Here is a 16,693-nt window from a genome sequence, read left to right as displayed (position 1 = left end):
TCAGCCGCTTTCTTTTATACCCTGTGAGAAATCCGGGCTAGTGGGGGCAGAATAACGGCAAAGATCATCTTGATCGGGTCAGTTGCGGTAAACGCCATGCAGCCTCCTTTGCTTATACAGTCTGTTTGTTAATAACGAACAGGTTAATAACGTAGGTCTCTATAATGTAGATATCAATAACGGTTTTAGTGCTGATTGCTAATGCTGGCCTTTTAGCAACAGTGCGGTTCAGCGATTGAGCGTAACGTAGTCGCAATGATTAAGTTTGGCGAATCAGTGCGACCTAGGTACGACCTCGTGTTTGGGCTATCGTTCACTTGCTTAGGTAGGCGTATTCAAGAGCTTAGGTTTTCAAGAGCTTAGATTTTCAAGAACTTAGGTTTTCAAAAAATTAGATCTTCAAGAAATTAGGGCTGCGAAAGCCCATCGACTACAGATGAATAAGGAACGCCATGAGTCACTATCTACCGTCATCACTGCTGCTCGCGAGCGTTGTTCTAGCCAGCCCTGTGTGGGCGCAGGCGCCCAGCGGTGAAGATGCGGTACTGCCTACAGTAGAGGTGAGCGCTCCGCGCTTAGCCCGCGAGCTGTATGCCACACCAGCGGCCGTTTCTACCTTGGAGAGCGAAGAAATTGCCCAAGGTCAGCAACGGGTGAGGTTGGATGAAGCGCTTAACCGAGTACCGGGGGTGTTTTTACAAAACCGCGATAACTTCGCCCAAGGGCAACGCATTGCTATTCGCGGCTTTGGCGCGCGTGCTCCATTTGGTGTGCGTGGGATTACCGTTATGGTAGATGGCATTCCATACACACTTCCGGATGGTCAAGCGCAGTTGGATGCCATTGATTTAGACAGTGCCGAGCGTATTGAGGTGATTCGCGGGCCGTCTTCAGTGCTTTACGGTAATGCGGCTGGCGGAGTGATTGATGTGACCACTGCAGATGGGCGTGATAATCCTGGTACACGGCTGCGGATGGGCGCAGGTAGTGATGGCTATCAAAAAGTGGCACTGCAAAATGGCGGTGTACAGGGCGATTGGTCGCACCATATCAGTCTGACGGCGCTTAACGTTGATGGTTATCGTGAACAAAGTTCAACCGAGAAGTATTTGCTGAATGCAAAGTTGCGTCGAGAACTCGGCAGTGGGCGGGCGGTTACTGCGATTATTAATCTGCTGGAGAACCCCCGTTCGGAAGATCCCGGTGCACTTAATGCCCGTGAAGTTGCCGCTGGGCGCGATCAGGCTGCGCCCAATTCGCTAGCGCTAGATGCTGGGCAAAACGTCGATCAGCAGCTGTTGGGTCTGCAATACGAAGACTTAGCGGCAGGGGATGGTGAGCTGTATCTCAAGGGCTTAATTGCTCAGCGTAGCTTTGAACAGCAGCTTCCATTTGTGGGCAGTAGTCGTTTGGGTTATCAGCGGGACTATATGGGCGCAAGCGCTGAATACCATCACGAGGTGGCGTTAGGGAGCCTGCCGCTGAGTTATATCGTTGGGGTGGATGTGGCGCGCCAAGAGGATGAGCGTTTTCGTAATAATGTCGATGCCCAGGGAGTAGTTGGCGAGCAGTTAGCGGATGAAACCCAAACTGCGGCGTCCGCTGGCGTGTTTGCCCAAGGGGATTTAGCGCTCTCGGAACAGGTCACGCTCTCGTTGGGCGCGCGATATGACCGGGTGGCGCTAGACGTCGACGATACGTTTCTTGATGACGGAGATCAAAGCGGGAAGCGTACCTTTAACGAGTGGAGTGGCTCGGCGGGGCTAAGCTATCGCTATCGTCCGCAGCACCAAGCGTATATTAATACCGGCACCGCGTTTGAGACACCCACGTTTTCTGAGTTTGCCAACCCGGCTGGCGGTGGCTTTAACCCTGCTGTTGAGCCGCAAAAAGCATGGAATCGCGAAATAGGGTTGCGTGGCTACATTGAGCCGTTGGCGATGGATTACGATCTCGCACTATTTTCGGTCCGCGTTCGCGATGAGTTGGTGCCGTATGATGAGGGTGGTCGTACCTTCTATCAGAATGCAGGTGACACAAATCGCGATGGCCTAGAGCTGGCGCTGGGCTGGCAGCTTGCCGACCAGTGGCGTCTGGATAGCGCTTTAACCCTCGCGCGTTATGAATTCGATAAGTTTGCAACACCTAGTGAACGCTTTGATGGCAACCGGATTCCTGGATTGCCAGAGCAAACGTGGGTCAATCAATTAACCTGGGAAAACCTTGATCAGCGTTTCGTCACGTTGGAAACCGAATACATCGGTGATTTAGTAGCGGATAACGCTAATGCGACGGAGGTAGATAGCTATTGGCTGCTCAACCTCCGGGTAGGTGATGGTTGGCAGTTAAGTGAAGGTACGCGACTAAGTGCTTATCTTGGTCTGCGCAATCTGCTTGATGAAGAGCACTATGCCAATGTGCGCTTAAACGGCACCTTTGGCCGCTTTTATGAGCCAGCCCCAGGGCGAAGTGTTTATGGCGGCGTGGAGTTGAGTTTTTAATCAGCAGAGGCTCCCTAGCAAAAAAAACGGGCGACCCATTGGGTCGCCCGTTTTTGTTCGTCGCTACGCTAAGTGATGGCTATTCCGGTAAAGCGTAACCAATCACGTAGTCACCCATTTTGGTGCCGAAGGTGCCGTGACCACCGGCGGTAACGACCACATACTGGCGGTCATCTGCGCCGGTGTAAGTCATCGGCGTTGCTTGGCCGCCGGCAGGCAAGCGAGCTTTATACAGCTCTTCGCCAGTGGTGATGTCGTAGCCGCGCAGGTATTGATCCAGTGTGCCGCTTAGGAAGGAAACGCCACCCGCAGTGGTTAGCGGGCCACCCAGCGCAGGGACGCCGACGTTCAGACCAATCGGCAGATCAAAGGGCATGCTGTCGCGGGTGGTGCCATTGTGGTGCTTCCACACAACTTCGTTACTTTGCAGGTCGATTCCTGCCACATCCCCCCAAGAGGGTGCTTGGCAGGGAAGGCCGAGCACTGACAGCAGCGGGCCGAGTTCTACTGCGTAAGGGGCACCCGTGTTGGGCTGCAGGCCTTGCTCGCTAGCTGAGCCTTGGCCATCCTCAACTTCATCACGTGGAATCAGCTTGGAAACAAACGCTAAGTACTTCGCGCCGGTAAACAGTGCTTGGCGTTCTGGGTCTACCGCAACACCACCCCAGTTCATCACCCCAACGTTGCCAGGGTAGATAATGCTGCCTTCCAGCGAAGGCGGTGTGTACTGGCCTTCATAGCGCAGCGAGAGGAATTGGATGCGGCACATCATCTGATCAAAGGGTGATGCGCCCCACATGTCGCGCTCGGTAAGCGGCGGTGGTAGCAAATTCAGTGCTGAGCGAGGTTGGGTTTCTGCCGTCCAGTCGCCTTCAATAGCACCTTGAGGGGCGGGCACTTCTTCAATGGGCACAATCGGCTCGCCGGTCTCACGGTTTAACACATACAAGCTGCCTTGTTTAGTGGGCTGAATGACGGCTGGCTGGGTGCCATCTGCTGTTGCCAAGTCAATCAATACGGGCTGTGCAGGTGTGTCCATGTCCCACAAGTCGTGGTGTACAAACTGGTACACCCAGGCCACTTGGCCGTCGTTCAAATTAAGCGCTACTAGCCCGGCACTAAAGGTCTCATCATTTTCAGAGCGGTTAGCGCCGTACTGGTCTGGCGTAGCGTTACCCATGGGCAGGTAAACGAGGCCAAGCTCTTCATCGGCGCTAATCGGCGCCCACACATTGGGTGAGTTACGCGTGTAAGTCTCGCCCTCTTCTAATGGTGCGGTGTCTTCAGGGTTGCCGCTGTCCCAGTTCCACACTAGTCCGCCAGTATGTACGTCGAAGGCGCGTATAACGCCAGAGGGTTCGTCGGTTGAGCTGTTGTCGGTAACGTGGCCACCCAAAATTACTAAGTCTTCAGTGACAGTCGCAGGCGATGTCGAGTAATAGCCTCCTGGGCTAAACTCGCCAATATTGTTCGTCAGGTCGATCTCACCGTTTTCGCCGAAACTTTCACAGCGCTCCCCGGTATCGGCGTTGAGTGCAATCAGGCGGGCATCGGCGGTGGGTAGGTAAAGCCTGCGTGGGCACATGACATCGGTGGCGCTTAACAGCTCAGACGTGGAGTCTTCTTCTGAGGTGAGCGAGAAGGAGAGGTCGAGTTCAAACTGACTGCCATCGGCATACAGTGTTGGTTTATCGATGGTGGAATCTTCAGTACTGCTGGAATAATTAGCCGCATCATAATACGCCAAGCCGCGGCAGGTCATATGTGCCCAACCGGAAAAGTCGTCTGCGCCCATGGTGCTAATGTTGGGATCAAACGCCCACAGGGTTTCGCCGGTTTCGGGCGACAGTGCCATCGCACGGCTGTGCGATGTACAAATATAAAGGCTATCGTTGACCTTTAACGGCGTGTTTTGGTTGGTGATTTCAGGCGGTGCATTGGGGCCGGGTTCATCACCGGTTTGAATACGCCACACCTCTTCCAGTTCGCCTATATTTTCGGGAGTAATCTGACTAAGCGAGGAGTAGTGCGTCCCTGCATTAGTGCCGCCGTAGGCAGGCCAGTCATCGCCTGCAGCCTGGGCTGGGTTAACCTCTTTATTATTGGCAGACTCCATCGTGCCTGCCACAGTACCTGGATAGGTGAATTGACTAGCAATTGCCACAATAATCGCTGCGACAATGCTTGCCACTAGCGCTAGGCTGCCGCCGCGTGAATGTAGCGGTTTGCGCCACCAGGGAAGCAGTAAAATGATGCCAATTAAACAGACAATGGCAACCCTGGGGACCAGCTGCCACCAGTCTAAGCCAACTTCCCAGAGTGCCCATAGCAGCGTTGCAAAAAGTACCGCTGCATAAAGCCATAAGGCTATGCCTTTGCGCATTGCCAGCAGTACACCGACAACAAAAATACTGACCCCAGCGATTAAGTAGTAAGCGCTACCACCTAAACTAAGCAGCTTAGCGCCGCCAATGGTCAGTGCAACACCAGCTACCGCGAGTAGCAGGCCAAGCAGTAGCGCTGGCCATTTGCCGTGGGCACGCGTGTGTCCATCCATGAGAAAACCCCTATTAACAACGAATTGAAGCCGCTTGGTAAAATTAGAAAAGCGACAGATCTGCAACGTGCCCTAACCCATTGGCAGTGATGATGGGTTAAAACACACATTGATTATGGGTAATTTTAATAATCAATTCACTTTTGGTCTAATAATTTGCTTGCTAAGTAGTGCTGCAAACCAAAAAGCCGCGCCTGTTACCGTGGCGCGGCTTGTTATTGAGGTAGGAAATAGTGAGGTAGCAATGTGGGGTTAACTTGACGTAAGCATGGCTTAGTCAGTGAGCTTCACCAGCATTTTGCCGGTGTTGCCCCCTTCAAAAAGCGCTAAAAAGGCATCCGGTGTGCTTTCAAGACCCTCTTTGACGGTTTCTTTATAGGCTATATTGCCTTTCGCTACCTGAGGAGAGACTTCGTTGAGGAAGTAGCGATAGCTAGACCAGTGATCGGCAACAATAAATCCCTGCATCTTAGCTTTGCGTACCACCAACTGGGAAAGGTTGCTCGGCCCTGGTGCCGGTGCTTCGGCGTTATAGCTGTCAATCATGCCGCATACAGCAATGCGTGCACCGTCATTGAGTTGACTTAGCGCTGCTTCTAAGCAGATACCACCAACGTTCTCAAAATACACGTCAATGCCATTAGGGCTAGCAAGCTTAACAGCGTCGCTGAGTTCCTGTGCACTTCGGCCTTGGTAGCTAACCGGCTCAACGCCCAATGATTCAAGCCATGCAAGCTTGTGGGCAGCCCCAGCAATGCCAACCACGTGGCAACCTTTGGCTTTCGCCAGCTGTACAGCAAGCGAGCCAACAGCACCACTGGCAGCGCTTACCAGTACATTGTCGCTAGGTTTACACTCGGCAATAAGGTTCAAGCCTGTCCATGCCGTCATACCTGGCATGCCCAATACACCTAGATATGCTTGTTCTGGTACGTCACTGTCTGGTAACGCAGTGACACTGTCGCCTGACACCTGCGCGATATCCCGCCAGCCGCCCATGTGGCTGACTTTATCGCCTTCCTTAATGGTTGGGTGGTTAGACGCAATGACCTCGCCAATTGCGCCACCTTCCATCGGCTTGCCCAGCTCAAAAGGGGCGACATAGGTGCGTACCCCTGTCATTCGTCCACGCATATATGGATCAACGGACAGCCAATGGTTGCGAACCCTGACTTCACCTTCGTCAAGATCGGGAAGTTCCTGACTTTCCAGTGAAAATAGTTCGCGTTTAGGTAAGCCGGTGGGGTAATTCGTTAAGGTAAAAAAGCGAGATTGCATGGGTGCCTCCTGCATGTGTGATTTAAACAAATCTCCTTGCAGCATAGAGACCGTTAGCGCGCTTTCAAGTTCGTCGAAGAGTTAATTTGCTGTGCAATAAAAAAGCGGCTCTGGTGAGCCGCTTTCAATTAAGCTTAATCTTCTTCAACGCTGTTTGTTTAAGGGGTATCACACACTTGCGGGTGTGTTATCCGTTAATCGACCAGGGTGATCATGACGGGGGCAACGCCGCGTCGAATCATGCCGAGTTGGCGAGCTGCCCGTTTTGATAGGTCAATAATACGTCCCTTAACAAAGGGGCCGCGGTCATTAATCAGTACCTCAACCTCCTGGCCAGTATCAGGGCGGGTAACTAGCACCTTGGTGCCAAAAGGAAGCGTTGGATGAGCAGCCGTTAGCGCTTGTTGGTCAAAAGGTACGCCACTGGCTGTAGGGGAACCCTGGAAGCGATCGCTGTAAAAGGATGCGATTCCCTCTTGAATTTCTGTGGCAAATGCATGACCAGTGGAAAAGAAGGTGAGTAATGCCGCAGCACAGCTCGTGCGGATGAACCGTTTAGATGCTCCCATTGGAGTGCCTCAGTTTACATTGTGCCGATTCTTTATGTGTCGGAGTATTTACCGATATCTGCTCCGATGGTAACGTGGTCATTTTAATACGGCAAGCTTTACGAAGATCGGTGCAATTGGCTTCTAAATTAAGATTTTTTGCAACTTTCTTCAGTGCCGTTGTGATTCAGCAAGTTAACGAAGTGTGGTCGATGTAACTCGGCGGTGTCATGTGTCTGGTATAAATTTTAGATAAAGGCTCACTTTACTCAGATAGGCATCATATAATTAGCACTCGCTAGGTTTTACATGTTTGCCAATAAACAAGGATGCACCTATGGCTAAGTCTTCTTCTCTAACGCTAATTTTGGTTGCCGCCGGTGGGGTTGCTGTTGGGTTGTTAGCCGCTCAGGCGGCGCCCAGTTTTACATCAACGACAAGCGCCGCAGAACCTACCAGTGCGGAGCAGGGGCAGGTTTCCCAAGCATTAGCAGGGCTCGAAAGTATTACGCTAGGTGAGCAAACTAGGGGAGAGATTACCTCGGCAGCGGAGCTGAACGGTAATGATGGTAGCCGCTATGTGCGCTATGTCATCAATCTGGAAGAGGACTCGTTAGTCGAGTTTTCTCTCAGTGGTGCCTTAAGGGGAGTCGTTGCTCTCTATGACGATGGGCTGCAGCTGCTGGAGAATGCCGAGACCGTTCGTCATCGTATCGAAAAAGATGGTCAATACGTAGTGGCCGTCAGTGGGGCGGATGCAAGCAGCTATGGCCCATTCACCCTTAATAGCCGCACGGTTGAGCTGAGCGATTCTGACACGCTGACCATTGGCGAGCCGATGGATAGTTGGCTAGGTGGCACGTCACGGGAAGTGACGTTAACCGTTGAAGAAGAAGGTATGTATCAAATCGAGATGCGTGCCGATGAGTTTGATGCGTATCTGGAGCTGTCTGGTCCGAACGGCTACAACCGTGAGGATGATGATGGCGCTGGCAACTTGAATGCACGTATTTCAGACTTTCTTGCTCCTGGTGATTACACCGTCACCGCACGTTCTGCCTTCGGCGAAGGGAGTGGTCTTTTTACGTTGAGTGCGGAGCCACGTGAATTGCCTGACGATCTGCGCAATGATGGGAGTGTTGTGCCCAGCGAAACGCTGAATGGTTGGTTTAGCGGCCAGGAGCGAAGCTATCAACTAGAGATCGAAGAAGCGGGTATGTATCAAATTGATATGCGCTCAAGCGATATCGACTCTTATCTTGTGCTGGAAGGGCCAAATGGCTACTTCCGCGAAGATGACGATAGTGCTGGCAATCTGGATGCCAGTATTGCCGACTTTTTAGCACCGGGTAGTTATCAATTAACAGCACGCACGGCGTATGGCTCCGACAGCGGTTTGTTTACGCTTTCAGTAGAGCCGCGTGAATTGCCGGAGGGTGTAGAACTACGTAATGAGGGTGAGTTAACAGCTAATGAAACGCTCACTGGCTGGTATAGTGGTGAGCCGTTGACCTATGAACTCACTTTAGAAGAAAGCTCTTTGGTTAGGCTCAGCATGCGTTCAAGTGACTTTGATACGTATTTAGAGCTAAGTGGCGGCGGTGATTCTTATAGCGATGATGACGGCGGTAGCGGCACTAACTCGCGTTTAGAGCAGGCGCTTTTGCCGGGTACCTACACTGTTGTTGCACGTGGTTTCGCAGTTAGCGGCAGCGGCATGTTTGAGTTGCAAGTCAATACAGAGCCAACAGAAATGCAGCCTGACGCGTAATGTAGCGCACGTTGTATGATGCAACGCCCTTGCTGGAGACAGCAGGGGCGTTTGCTTTTGTATTCCTATTTACGTGGCTTGAAGGTGCCTACGTTATTCACAAGGAGGTTTTATGCTGCGCTATTCATTCGGTTTAACGGTGATTGGTTTATTGTTACTAGGTGGTTGTCAGTCGTCGGATGATGCTTCTGCAGAGTCACTTACGCTTGCTTCCAAAGCGGTTGAAAAAGAGTACATAGCACCTGAGTGTCAGGCTGAACAGTGCTCTACCGTCACCGTGTCTGCGCTCGCGTTTCCGCAATCTGCAGAGCTAACGGAGCAGTTACAAAAACGGCTGTTAACGCTTGCAATGGGCATCACTGAGGAGGATGCATTGCCAGCTGATAGCTGGGAGGCCTATGCACAAAACTTTTTTGAGCTAGCTGAGGAAGATAATCGCACCTCACCTGGAGCAATGACTAGCGAAGCGGTATTAGAAGCTAAGGTTTATGGGCAGCACAACGACTTATTGATACTTGAGCTAAGTAGCTACGTTTATCATGCGGGGCAAGCGCATGGTTTGCCAATGACTGAGTTTATGGTGATAGACGAGCGTCAGCTGCGTGTGGTTGATCCAGACGATATGTTGTTGGAAGGCCAGCAGGGCGCTTTTCAAGCACTGCTTGATCAGGCCCACCAACGCTGGATAGAGGAGATGGGTCATGATGAGCAGTTTGCCCTCAATTGGCCGCTCAGCGAGAGCCGCAACATAGCCCCGTTGGCAACTGCCTGGGAAGTTAAATACAACGTCTATGAAATTGCCCCTTATGCAGCCGGCCAGCCTGTTCTGACGATCCCCCTTGATGCGCTGGAAGGTATCGCAAAGCCTCGCTATTTAGGTCAATAGTGTTTAGCGGCTTGCTTTTAAACAGCCTACGACGACCAATAAGGCGGCCGTTGGTAGCCGCCAGTCAAACACGCTGACGCCTGCCAGTACCAGTAGCAGTGCCGCTAGGATCGGTACGCCATAGGCAAGGCTGCCGACTAGGCTGGCTTGGCCAAAGCGTAGTGCTTTATCCCAGGCCACCATAGCGATGCCGTACGGCCCAAGCCCCAGCGCGATACCCGCCAACAGAGCCTCACCCTGCGGCATGATGAAGGTTCCTTCCACTATCAAGCTGGCGCAGGCTGCAACAGCGCAGGCGATCATTAATAACCGCGGGAGCAATGGTGTTAGCGATACAGGAGCTACTTGCCCGAGCCAGGAGTAGAGCGCCCAGCAACAAGCCGCCAGTAGCGCTAACCCATACCCTGAAGCAGCCCCGCCAAAGCCGCCACTTAAGGCTTGCGGCAGTAACAAAATAGCGGCACCCGAAAAAGCAATTAGCGCACCTGTCACGCTGGCGATATGCAGACGACCAAACCGGCTCCATTGGCTTAATAGTACAAACAGCACTGGCCAGGTGTAGGTGATCAAAGCGGCTTCTGCGGCAGGTGCTAGACGCATGCCAATGTAGTAACTGCTAACAGCACCAACGATCAATAGTGGTAGGCCAAGCCATACGCTAATTTGCCAGCGAGGACGGCAAGCCGCGACGTTAACGCGACGGCTGAGTGGCAATGTTGCCAGTGCACCTGCAAGCAGCGTAAGTGCGGTGAGCTGAAGCGGAGAGGTATCCCGAGCCAACTCTGCTAATAGCGGCGCTATGCTCCATAACATCACCGCCACAAGTGCTGCGCATACACTGTACCTGGGGGATATGACGGCCGGGGAATGAACGGGATGCATGGCATCTCTCCTTGCGTTAAACCTGAGACGCGCAGCATACTCAGTAAACACTCATCACAATATCGATCTTTTATGATCATTATTATCAATAATGGTGATGTATGCGTGCACCAACATTTGACTTAACGCTACTTCGTACGCTGGTTACTATTGCCGATACAGGTAGCGTTACGGCAGCGGCAAAGCGGCTGGCGTATACCCAGTCAACAGTGAGCATGCAGTTACAGCGTTTAGAGACGCAGCTTGATGTGCGTTTGCATGAGCGAGCTGGGCGACGACTACGTTTCACCCCAGAAGGAGATCGTTTGCTGGTACACGCGCGCCGCCTATTGGCACTCAATGACGACGCGTGGAGCGATATGCAGGCGCGCCAGATAACGGGCGATTTAACGTTGGGTATTCCTGAAGACTATGCGTCGCTATTGCCGTCAGTATTTGCGTACTTTCACCAGCTGTATCCTGCGGTGGGGCTAACCGTAAAGTGTGGCACTAGTGCTCATTTGGTCGAACAGGTCAAAGCAGCAGAGTTGGACTTGGCGCTGGTGACTCGCCAACGAAATTCGCCAGGAGGCGATGTGATTCGTCGTGAGCCACTGATGTGGGCGGTAGGGGTAAATCAGCAGCCTTCGCTAAGTGACCCTATTCCGCTGGCGCTTTACTCTCCCGGCGCTGATGTTTTTCGCGAGGTTGCTGAGCAGGCGTTACAAGGGGCTGGGCGTGATTGGCGCGTTGCGTATACCAGCCAGTCAATGGCGGGTCTTGCCCCTATTGTAACCGCGGGGTTAGCTGTTGTTGTGGTAACGCGTAGTATGTTGACCCCCTCGCTGCGCCCGCTGGATGACAGTAGTGGCCTTCCTGCCTTGCCAATGATTGAGCTAGCGCTTCATCGTGCTCCACACCGTCCTTCTGAGCCTGCGCGGCGTTTAGGAGAATTGATTCGCGAACAGCTAGCGGCACCTAGTGAAGCGTTATAAGGTGTTGCTTTAACATGTTCATTGATAGGAAGCTAAGATGCCTATAGTCACTATCCAGCAATTCCCCCGTGATCTTGCGCAAAAGCGAGAATTGGCAAAGCGTATTACTGATGCGTTCTGCGATGTGTATGGTACCGACCCAGTGAGCGTGCAGGTGTTTTTTCAAGAAGTAACCCAGGAAAATTGGTCCAAAGGCGGCCAAATGGGGGCTGATTGTGATACGGCTCAGTGAGGGGCTCGATAATTTAGGATCCTCTGATTAATGTTATGAGCGTAGGCCAGACAAGGCAAAAATCAACGAAAAAGCGGAGTTTACGAGTTGTAAATGAGCATTTTGAGGCGATTTTTAACGCAGTATGGACAAGCGCAATAGTTAATCAGAGGTTTCTTAGTTTTTCTAACGCAACCTGACTGAGCTAAGCTAACTACCATGACGCGAATGAGCCAGGAGTTCTGAATGCACGAGCTAGATCACTATATTTATCCTCACCGAGTGTTGCATTGGCTAGTGGCAGTCGCCGTGCTGCTGTCATTGGCAAGTGGTCTGACGCTTGGCTTCCTGGGGTATGAGCGCGCCGTTGATTTGCTTGGGAATGCGCTTACCAACGTGCTCTATACCAGCCATAAAACCTTAGGCGTGACGATACTGTTGCTAATGACGCTGAGGATTATTACGCGGCTAGCTTTTGTTGTGCCCGACCACGAACCGCCGCTCAATGCCTTCGAGCGAATTATCAGTACTAGCGTGCATCACTTGCTTTATGCGGGGCTAGTGGTTATGCCACTGATTGGTTGGACAGCCACTGCTACCGGCGGCTTTCCTGTTGAGTTTTTTCAATGGCATTTGCCGGGGGTATTGGGCAAAAACGAAGCGCTTTCGCAAACGCTGTTTGTTTGGCATGAGCGTTTAGGGTGGGCGTTAGTTGTGCTTATTACGCTGCATATTGCGGGTGCTCTATTTCACTGGCGAATCAAGCGCGATAACGTTATGAAACGTATGAGTTTATTTGACTGATATCGTGTTCTATCCGTCAGGATCACGCTGAACCATAGCCATAGTAACGGGTGGTTTGGCGTGACTTGGCGGCGTACATTTGGCTATCCGCTTCGCGAAGCAGGCTGGCTAACGTGTCGTTATCTGCATAGCTAATACAAATACCGATACTGACGCCGACGCTAACTAACGTGCCATCAGGTAGCTTGATAGGTGAGCGAACGGTCTGTTCGATACGGTTACGCATCTCCTCTAACGCAGTCTGATCAGTTATCCCCTCCAGTAAGAGAATAAACTCGTCGCCGCCAAAGCGCGCGCAATGATCACTCCCACGTGCGACGTGCACGAGACGCTTGGCGATTTGCTGAAGCACGAAATCGCCTACCTCATGGCCATACTGGTCGTTAATTGGTTTGAAGCAGTCAAGGTCACACATGACCAGTGCTAAAGGCGTATGCGTTTTTCTACAGTGTTCAAGAGCCGCTTCTGCGCAGCGTGTCAGCCCGTTGCGGTTAAGCAAGCCGGTGAGCATATCGTGATTGGCTAGCTTCTCTAGTGCCTGAGTACGAGCGGCTACTTTTGCTTCTAGAACAGCTTCCTGTTTTTTGAGCATTGCGACGGTTTCTGCTTGAGCACGCTCTTTTTGCCATTTTAATTTATTAAAACGTGCGGCTAGTGCGAAAGATAGCAGCAACATCTCAATGGCTGAGCCGATTTGTATTCCGTGAAGGGTTAGGAAATTGGCGGGTAGAATACTAAGGTTTCGAAGTGCAAACACGCTAGCCCCAAGTAGAAATATTGACCAGGCGAGCACAAAAATACGGGCGCTAGGCACGCGGCGCCAACTGCAATAAATACCGCACACGAGCATTAATAGTGAGGCAGCAAACCCTGTTATATCCATTAAGCGTAGGGCGGGTTGAAGTGGCAAAAATATCATCGCTACCAGCGCTATATAGCAGTAGCCGCGAAACAGCGTAATGATGTGATGCCAACGTGGGCAGTAGATGGCCGTGTTAAGAAAACTTTGCGTGAATAGGGCGCCCATCGCAGAAGCAAAGGTAAAGCCAATCGCTACCAGGCGCGCGGTGTTATCGCCTAGGAAACTCCAAAACATCAGCGTGCCAAGGCCATTGAACGTCAAACTTGCCAGTGTAAACCCGAAGGCAAATAGCGCGTAGTAGAGAAATACGTGCTCTTTAAGCACAAAAAATAGCAGCAGGTTGTAAATGCTTAATGCTAGCAGCATGCCGAAGTAAGTCGCCAGCCAGAAATTATGCCGGTCATTTTGAGTATAAAACGCCTCTGGCGTCATTAAGCTGTAGCTCAGAAACTTACTGCCCGTGGCTTTTACCTGGGTATAAAGCGTCACGGTTTCTCCGCCGACCAGCATCACCGGAAAAACGGCCTGTCGGTGGGCGATTGATCGCTCGTCAATTGGCACGGCGCTTCCGCTGTACTGAACATCGCTAGCGTGTTCCCTCAGCGTATACAGAGTGACATGGTCTAAAAATGGGTATTCGAATTTAACCATCCAGGTAGTCGGGAGGGACGATGCATTACGAATTTGTGTTTTTAGCCAGACATCGCTTTGTGTATAGCCGAAATGTAGGTTAGAGGCGTGATGGACCGGTTTAAATGAAGGAGATAATGCTAAAACATCGCGTAGGTTTAGCGATTCTAAGGTATTCCAGTAACCGCTTGCTTCATTTAAGTCGTAACGCGCCTGCTCGGGAGAGACGACGATGGTAGCTGCAGCACTTGCTTGTGAATGCCAGCTAATAATAAGCACTAACAAGCCAGCCGGAAGGCGCTTTAACCAACAGTAAGCATCCATAAATATCGCTATTTTGGTTATTTTTGCGTTGGGCTTTATCGCTTCTAGGTCTTAGTGCCTAGGTTCCCTTGCCTGCCTTGGGCGGGTTTTGCTCCTAGGCAAAGTGTAGACCTCTTTCAAAGCGAGTGGCCGACAATGGGTCTAAAGCATGAGACAGTTCAGACTTTTAGTTAGGCGCTGGACTAGTTGTCCACTGTGGCGCCAAAAATGCCAATAAAGTGGCACGGTAAGCGAGTGGCCGGGGGCGATGCTGACAAGATGGCCTTTTTGCAGTTGGTCTAGTGCCTGCAGTTGTGGAACCATTCCGTAGCCAATGCCTGCGGTGGCGAGACGCACAAACCCTTCTGATGAAGGGCACAGGTGGTAGGGGAAATGGCCGTGATAGCCACACTGAGCAAGAAACTGATGCTGAAGCTGGTCATGAGGGCCGAACACAATCACTGGGGCTTGCTGAAAAGCTTCTGGAGAAAGGCCTTCAGGAAAGTAGCGTTGCACGTAGGCAGGTGATGCTAGCGGGAGATAACGCATCTCGCCTACTTTAATACAGCGAGCGCCCGCGATGGGTGTTGGCGTAGAGCAAAGGCAGGCTGCGACATCGCCATCTCGCAGACGGTTAAGCCCAACGTCCTGATCCTCAATAACTAAATCGAGCAATACGCCCTCGGTTTGACAGATATCTGCCACAGCGTTTGCCCACCACGTCACCACGCTGTCAGCGTTGATGGCGATTCTTAGTCGGGTCGTTGCGTTATCTAGCGTAGGTAGCGTCTGCTGTAGGTCGCGTTCTAACAGCTGTACTTGCTGGTAATGGGTGAGTAGCCGCTGACCAGCAGGTGTAGGTGAAAGCTTAGGATGGCGCATTAGCACTGGCTGGCCTAGACGTACTTCCAGTGCTTTTATACGTTGGGAGATGGCTGATTGAGAAAGTCCTAATGTATCGCCTGCTCGTTCAAAACCGCCGCACTCCACCACAGTGGCCAGAGCATGGAGAAGTTTGTAATCCAACATGGCCGTCTTCCCAGGATAAGAAAGTAATGACGTTATGCAAAAGGCGCGTATTTAACAAATAAAAGCGCCATATCTTTATGCAAGTGAGATTGAATGTCATAAGTAAATGAATTACATTAATCTACAGGGAAACGACACTAAACTCTTAATGCCATCGCTTAAAGGACACTGTAATGCCTGTCATCATGCTCCGTCGCCCTCTTGCAGGTATCGTTGCGCTTAGCGCGCTGATGCCTTTGGCCGTTTCCGCTGACGATGCTGTTAGCGCCGGCGCTGTGGTTCATCACTATGCCGACTTGGCGCATGCTAATTACGCCGATGCGCTCAATGCCGCCGAGGTGTTGAACGAGCGTATCGACGAATTGCTGGCCAACCCTACTGTTGAGGCTCTTAACGCAACTAAGCAAGCTTGGTTGCAAGCACGGGTATCGTATCAGCAAAGCGAAGTATTTCGTTTTGGCAATGTGGTGGTGGATGACTGGGAAGGGCAGCTGAACGCCTGGCCTCTGGATGAAGGCATGATTGATTATGTCGAAAGCGATGGCTATCAGCATGAGCTGGGTAATGAAGGGGCCACTGCTAATATCATTGCCAACGAACGTATCACGATAGGGGGGGAAGTCCTGGATGTCAGTGATATTACGTCAGAGCTCTTAGCCGACCTTAACGAAGTGGGGGGCTCAGAAGCCAACGTCGCCAGCGGCTACCACGCCATCGAATTTCTGCTCTGGGGGCAGGACCTTAATGGCTTCGAAGCAGGCAGTGGTGAGCGTCCGGTGAGTGACTTCCAAGCCGGCGATGACTGCACCCATGGTAACTGCGATCGCCGCCGGACGTACCTGGATGCAGTGTCGGACCTGCTAGTCAGTGATCTTGAGTGGATGGTTGCCCAGTGGTCGCCTGAAGTTGAAGGCAACTATCGTCAGGAACTGCTGGCTGAAAGTGATCAGGAAGGCCTGCGCCGTATGCTATTTGGTATGGGGTCGCTATCGTTGGGTGAACTAGCGGGAGAGCGCTTGAAAGTCGCGCTTGAAGCCAACTCTTTTGAGGATGAGCACGACTGCTTCAGCGATAATACCCACAACTCTCACTACTACAACGGCCAGGGGATTCAGAATATCTACACCGGCAGCTATCAGCGCCTTGATGGCAGTGTGGTAGAGGGGCCTTCGCTGCAAGACTTACTGTCTCAGACAGATAGCGAGCTAGCCGATACCCTTGGTGAGCAGCTTGAAGCCACCATGGCGCGGCTTGATGCTATCAAGCAAGCGGCTGAAGCGGAAAGCTCGCCGATGGCATTCGATATGATGATTGCGCCGGGTAATGAGCAGGGCAGTGAATTGATCAACGAGGCGATTCTCACTCTGGTGGCGCAAACGGCATCCCTTGAAGAAGCCGCCGGTGAGTTGGGGGTTACCTCTTTGCAGCCGGATGATGCAGGCCATCGTTTCTAAATC

Annotated in this window: 13 protein-coding genes; 7 read left to right on the top strand and 6 right to left on the bottom strand. The window is 51.9% G+C overall.

Annotated features, from left to right (window positions below; all coding sequences use genetic code 11):
* Positions 1 to 452 precede the first annotated feature (452 nt).
* On the top strand, positions 453 to 2,501 hold the full coding sequence (locus INT21_RS15390) for a TonB-dependent receptor family protein (protein ID WP_193060917.1): 2,049 nt from the start codon (positions 453 to 455) through the stop codon (positions 2,499 to 2,501).
* A 79-nt stretch (positions 2,502 to 2,580) separates the two neighbouring features.
* Here the strand turns inward: INT21_RS15390 and INT21_RS15385 are convergent, their stop codons facing one another.
* From INT21_RS15385 to INT21_RS15375, 3 genes are all read right to left on the bottom strand, one after another.
* Complete coding sequence (locus tag INT21_RS15385) at positions 2,581 to 5,058, bottom strand: glucose/quinate/shikimate family membrane-bound PQQ-dependent dehydrogenase (protein WP_193060918.1); 2,478 nt, start codon at positions 5,056 to 5,058, stop codon at positions 2,581 to 2,583.
* Between the two features lie 273 nt (positions 5,059 to 5,331).
* Positions 5,332 to 6,336, bottom strand: a complete 1,005-nt coding sequence (locus tag INT21_RS15380; protein WP_193060919.1) for an NADP-dependent oxidoreductase — start codon at positions 6,334 to 6,336, stop codon at positions 5,332 to 5,334.
* A gap of 194 nt (positions 6,337 to 6,530) precedes the next feature.
* The gene (locus INT21_RS15375) at positions 6,531 to 6,905 is read right to left on the bottom strand and encodes a septal ring lytic transglycosylase RlpA family protein (RefSeq protein ID WP_089038975.1); all 375 of its coding nucleotides are present in this window, start codon (positions 6,903 to 6,905) and stop codon (positions 6,531 to 6,533) included.
* 316 nt (positions 6,906 to 7,221) lie between these two features.
* Between INT21_RS15375 and INT21_RS15370 the strand changes: the two genes are divergently transcribed.
* Entirely contained in the window at positions 7,222 to 8,655 is a 1,434-nt protein-coding gene (locus INT21_RS15370; RefSeq protein WP_193060920.1) for a hypothetical protein, read from the top strand.
* Between the two features lie 112 nt (positions 8,656 to 8,767).
* The gene (locus INT21_RS15365; RefSeq protein WP_193060921.1) at positions 8,768 to 9,541 is read left to right on the top strand and encodes an RsiV family protein; all 774 of its coding nucleotides are present in this window, start codon (positions 8,768 to 8,770) and stop codon (positions 9,539 to 9,541) included.
* Between the two features lie 3 nt (positions 9,542 to 9,544).
* On the opposite strand, the gene INT21_RS15360 is transcribed toward INT21_RS15365, so the two are convergent.
* Complete coding sequence (locus tag INT21_RS15360; protein WP_193060922.1) at positions 9,545 to 10,423, bottom strand: DMT family transporter; 879 nt, start codon at positions 10,421 to 10,423, stop codon at positions 9,545 to 9,547.
* Between the two features lie 101 nt (positions 10,424 to 10,524).
* On the opposite strand from INT21_RS15360, the gene INT21_RS15355 reads away from it, so the two are divergent.
* The 3 genes from INT21_RS15355 (at position 10,525) to INT21_RS15345 (ending at position 12,412) form a co-directional block, all read left to right on the top strand.
* Positions 10,525 to 11,397: a LysR substrate-binding domain-containing protein gene (locus INT21_RS15355; protein ID WP_193060923.1), complete on the top strand. Its 873-nt coding sequence runs from the start codon at positions 10,525 to 10,527 to the stop codon at positions 11,395 to 11,397.
* 37 nt (positions 11,398 to 11,434) lie between these two features.
* Positions 11,435 to 11,629, top strand: a complete 195-nt coding sequence (locus INT21_RS15350) for a tautomerase family protein (RefSeq protein WP_089038970.1) — start codon at positions 11,435 to 11,437, stop codon at positions 11,627 to 11,629.
* Between the two features lie 225 nt (positions 11,630 to 11,854).
* Positions 11,855 to 12,412, top strand: coding sequence for a cytochrome b (locus tag INT21_RS15345; protein WP_089038969.1), 558 nt, complete (start codon positions 11,855 to 11,857; stop codon positions 12,410 to 12,412).
* 22 nt (positions 12,413 to 12,434) lie between these two features.
* On the opposite strand, the gene INT21_RS15340 is transcribed toward INT21_RS15345, so the two are convergent.
* Complete coding sequence (locus INT21_RS15340; RefSeq protein WP_193060924.1) at positions 12,435 to 14,228, bottom strand: diguanylate cyclase; 1,794 nt, start codon at positions 14,226 to 14,228, stop codon at positions 12,435 to 12,437.
* Positions 14,229 to 14,369: 141 nt separating this feature from the next.
* Positions 14,370 to 15,236: a LysR family transcriptional regulator ArgP gene (locus tag INT21_RS15335; protein WP_089038967.1), complete on the bottom strand. Its 867-nt coding sequence runs from the start codon at positions 15,234 to 15,236 to the stop codon at positions 14,370 to 14,372.
* 173 nt (positions 15,237 to 15,409) lie between these two features.
* On the opposite strand from INT21_RS15335, the gene INT21_RS15330 reads away from it, so the two are divergent.
* Complete coding sequence (locus INT21_RS15330; RefSeq protein ID WP_193060925.1) at positions 15,410 to 16,690, top strand: imelysin family protein; 1,281 nt, start codon at positions 15,410 to 15,412, stop codon at positions 16,688 to 16,690.
* The last annotated feature ends 3 nt before the right edge of the window (positions 16,691 to 16,693 follow it).

The sequence above is a fragment of the Halomonas sp. 3F2F genome (assembly GCF_014897805.1).
In the GTDB taxonomy this organism is placed as follows: Bacteria; Pseudomonadota; Gammaproteobacteria; order Pseudomonadales; family Halomonadaceae; genus Vreelandella.
Note: the sequence above shows the minus strand (reverse complement) of the source record. Positions and strands in the feature narration are given on the sequence as shown.

Excerpts from the sequence above, each read along its gene's own strand:
- INT21_RS15390 (WP_193060917.1), top strand. The coding sequence starts at position 453 with ATGAGTCACTATCTACCGTCATCACTGCTGCTCGCGAGCGTTGTTCTA.
- INT21_RS15385 (WP_193060918.1), bottom strand. The coding sequence starts at position 5,058 with ATGGATGGACACACGCGTGCCCACGGCAAATGGCCAGCGCTACTGCTT.
- INT21_RS15380 (WP_193060919.1), bottom strand. The coding sequence starts at position 6,336 with ATGCAATCTCGCTTTTTTACCTTAACGAATTACCCCACCGGCTTACCT.
- INT21_RS15375 (WP_089038975.1), bottom strand. The coding sequence starts at position 6,905 with ATGGGAGCATCTAAACGGTTCATCCGCACGAGCTGTGCTGCGGCATTA.
- INT21_RS15370 (WP_193060920.1), top strand. The coding sequence starts at position 7,222 with ATGGCTAAGTCTTCTTCTCTAACGCTAATTTTGGTTGCCGCCGGTGGG.
- INT21_RS15365 (WP_193060921.1), top strand. The coding sequence starts at position 8,768 with ATGCTGCGCTATTCATTCGGTTTAACGGTGATTGGTTTATTGTTACTA.
- INT21_RS15360 (WP_193060922.1), bottom strand. The coding sequence starts at position 10,423 with ATGCATCCCGTTCATTCCCCGGCCGTCATATCCCCCAGGTACAGTGTA.
- INT21_RS15355 (WP_193060923.1), top strand. The coding sequence starts at position 10,525 with ATGCGTGCACCAACATTTGACTTAACGCTACTTCGTACGCTGGTTACT.
- INT21_RS15350 (WP_089038970.1), top strand. The coding sequence starts at position 11,435 with ATGCCTATAGTCACTATCCAGCAATTCCCCCGTGATCTTGCGCAAAAG.
- INT21_RS15345 (WP_089038969.1), top strand. The coding sequence starts at position 11,855 with ATGCACGAGCTAGATCACTATATTTATCCTCACCGAGTGTTGCATTGG.
- INT21_RS15340 (WP_193060924.1), bottom strand. The coding sequence starts at position 14,228 with ATGGATGCTTACTGTTGGTTAAAGCGCCTTCCGGCTGGCTTGTTAGTG.
- INT21_RS15335 (WP_089038967.1), bottom strand. The coding sequence starts at position 15,236 with ATGTTGGATTACAAACTTCTCCATGCTCTGGCCACTGTGGTGGAGTGC.
- INT21_RS15330 (WP_193060925.1), top strand. The coding sequence starts at position 15,410 with ATGCCTGTCATCATGCTCCGTCGCCCTCTTGCAGGTATCGTTGCGCTT.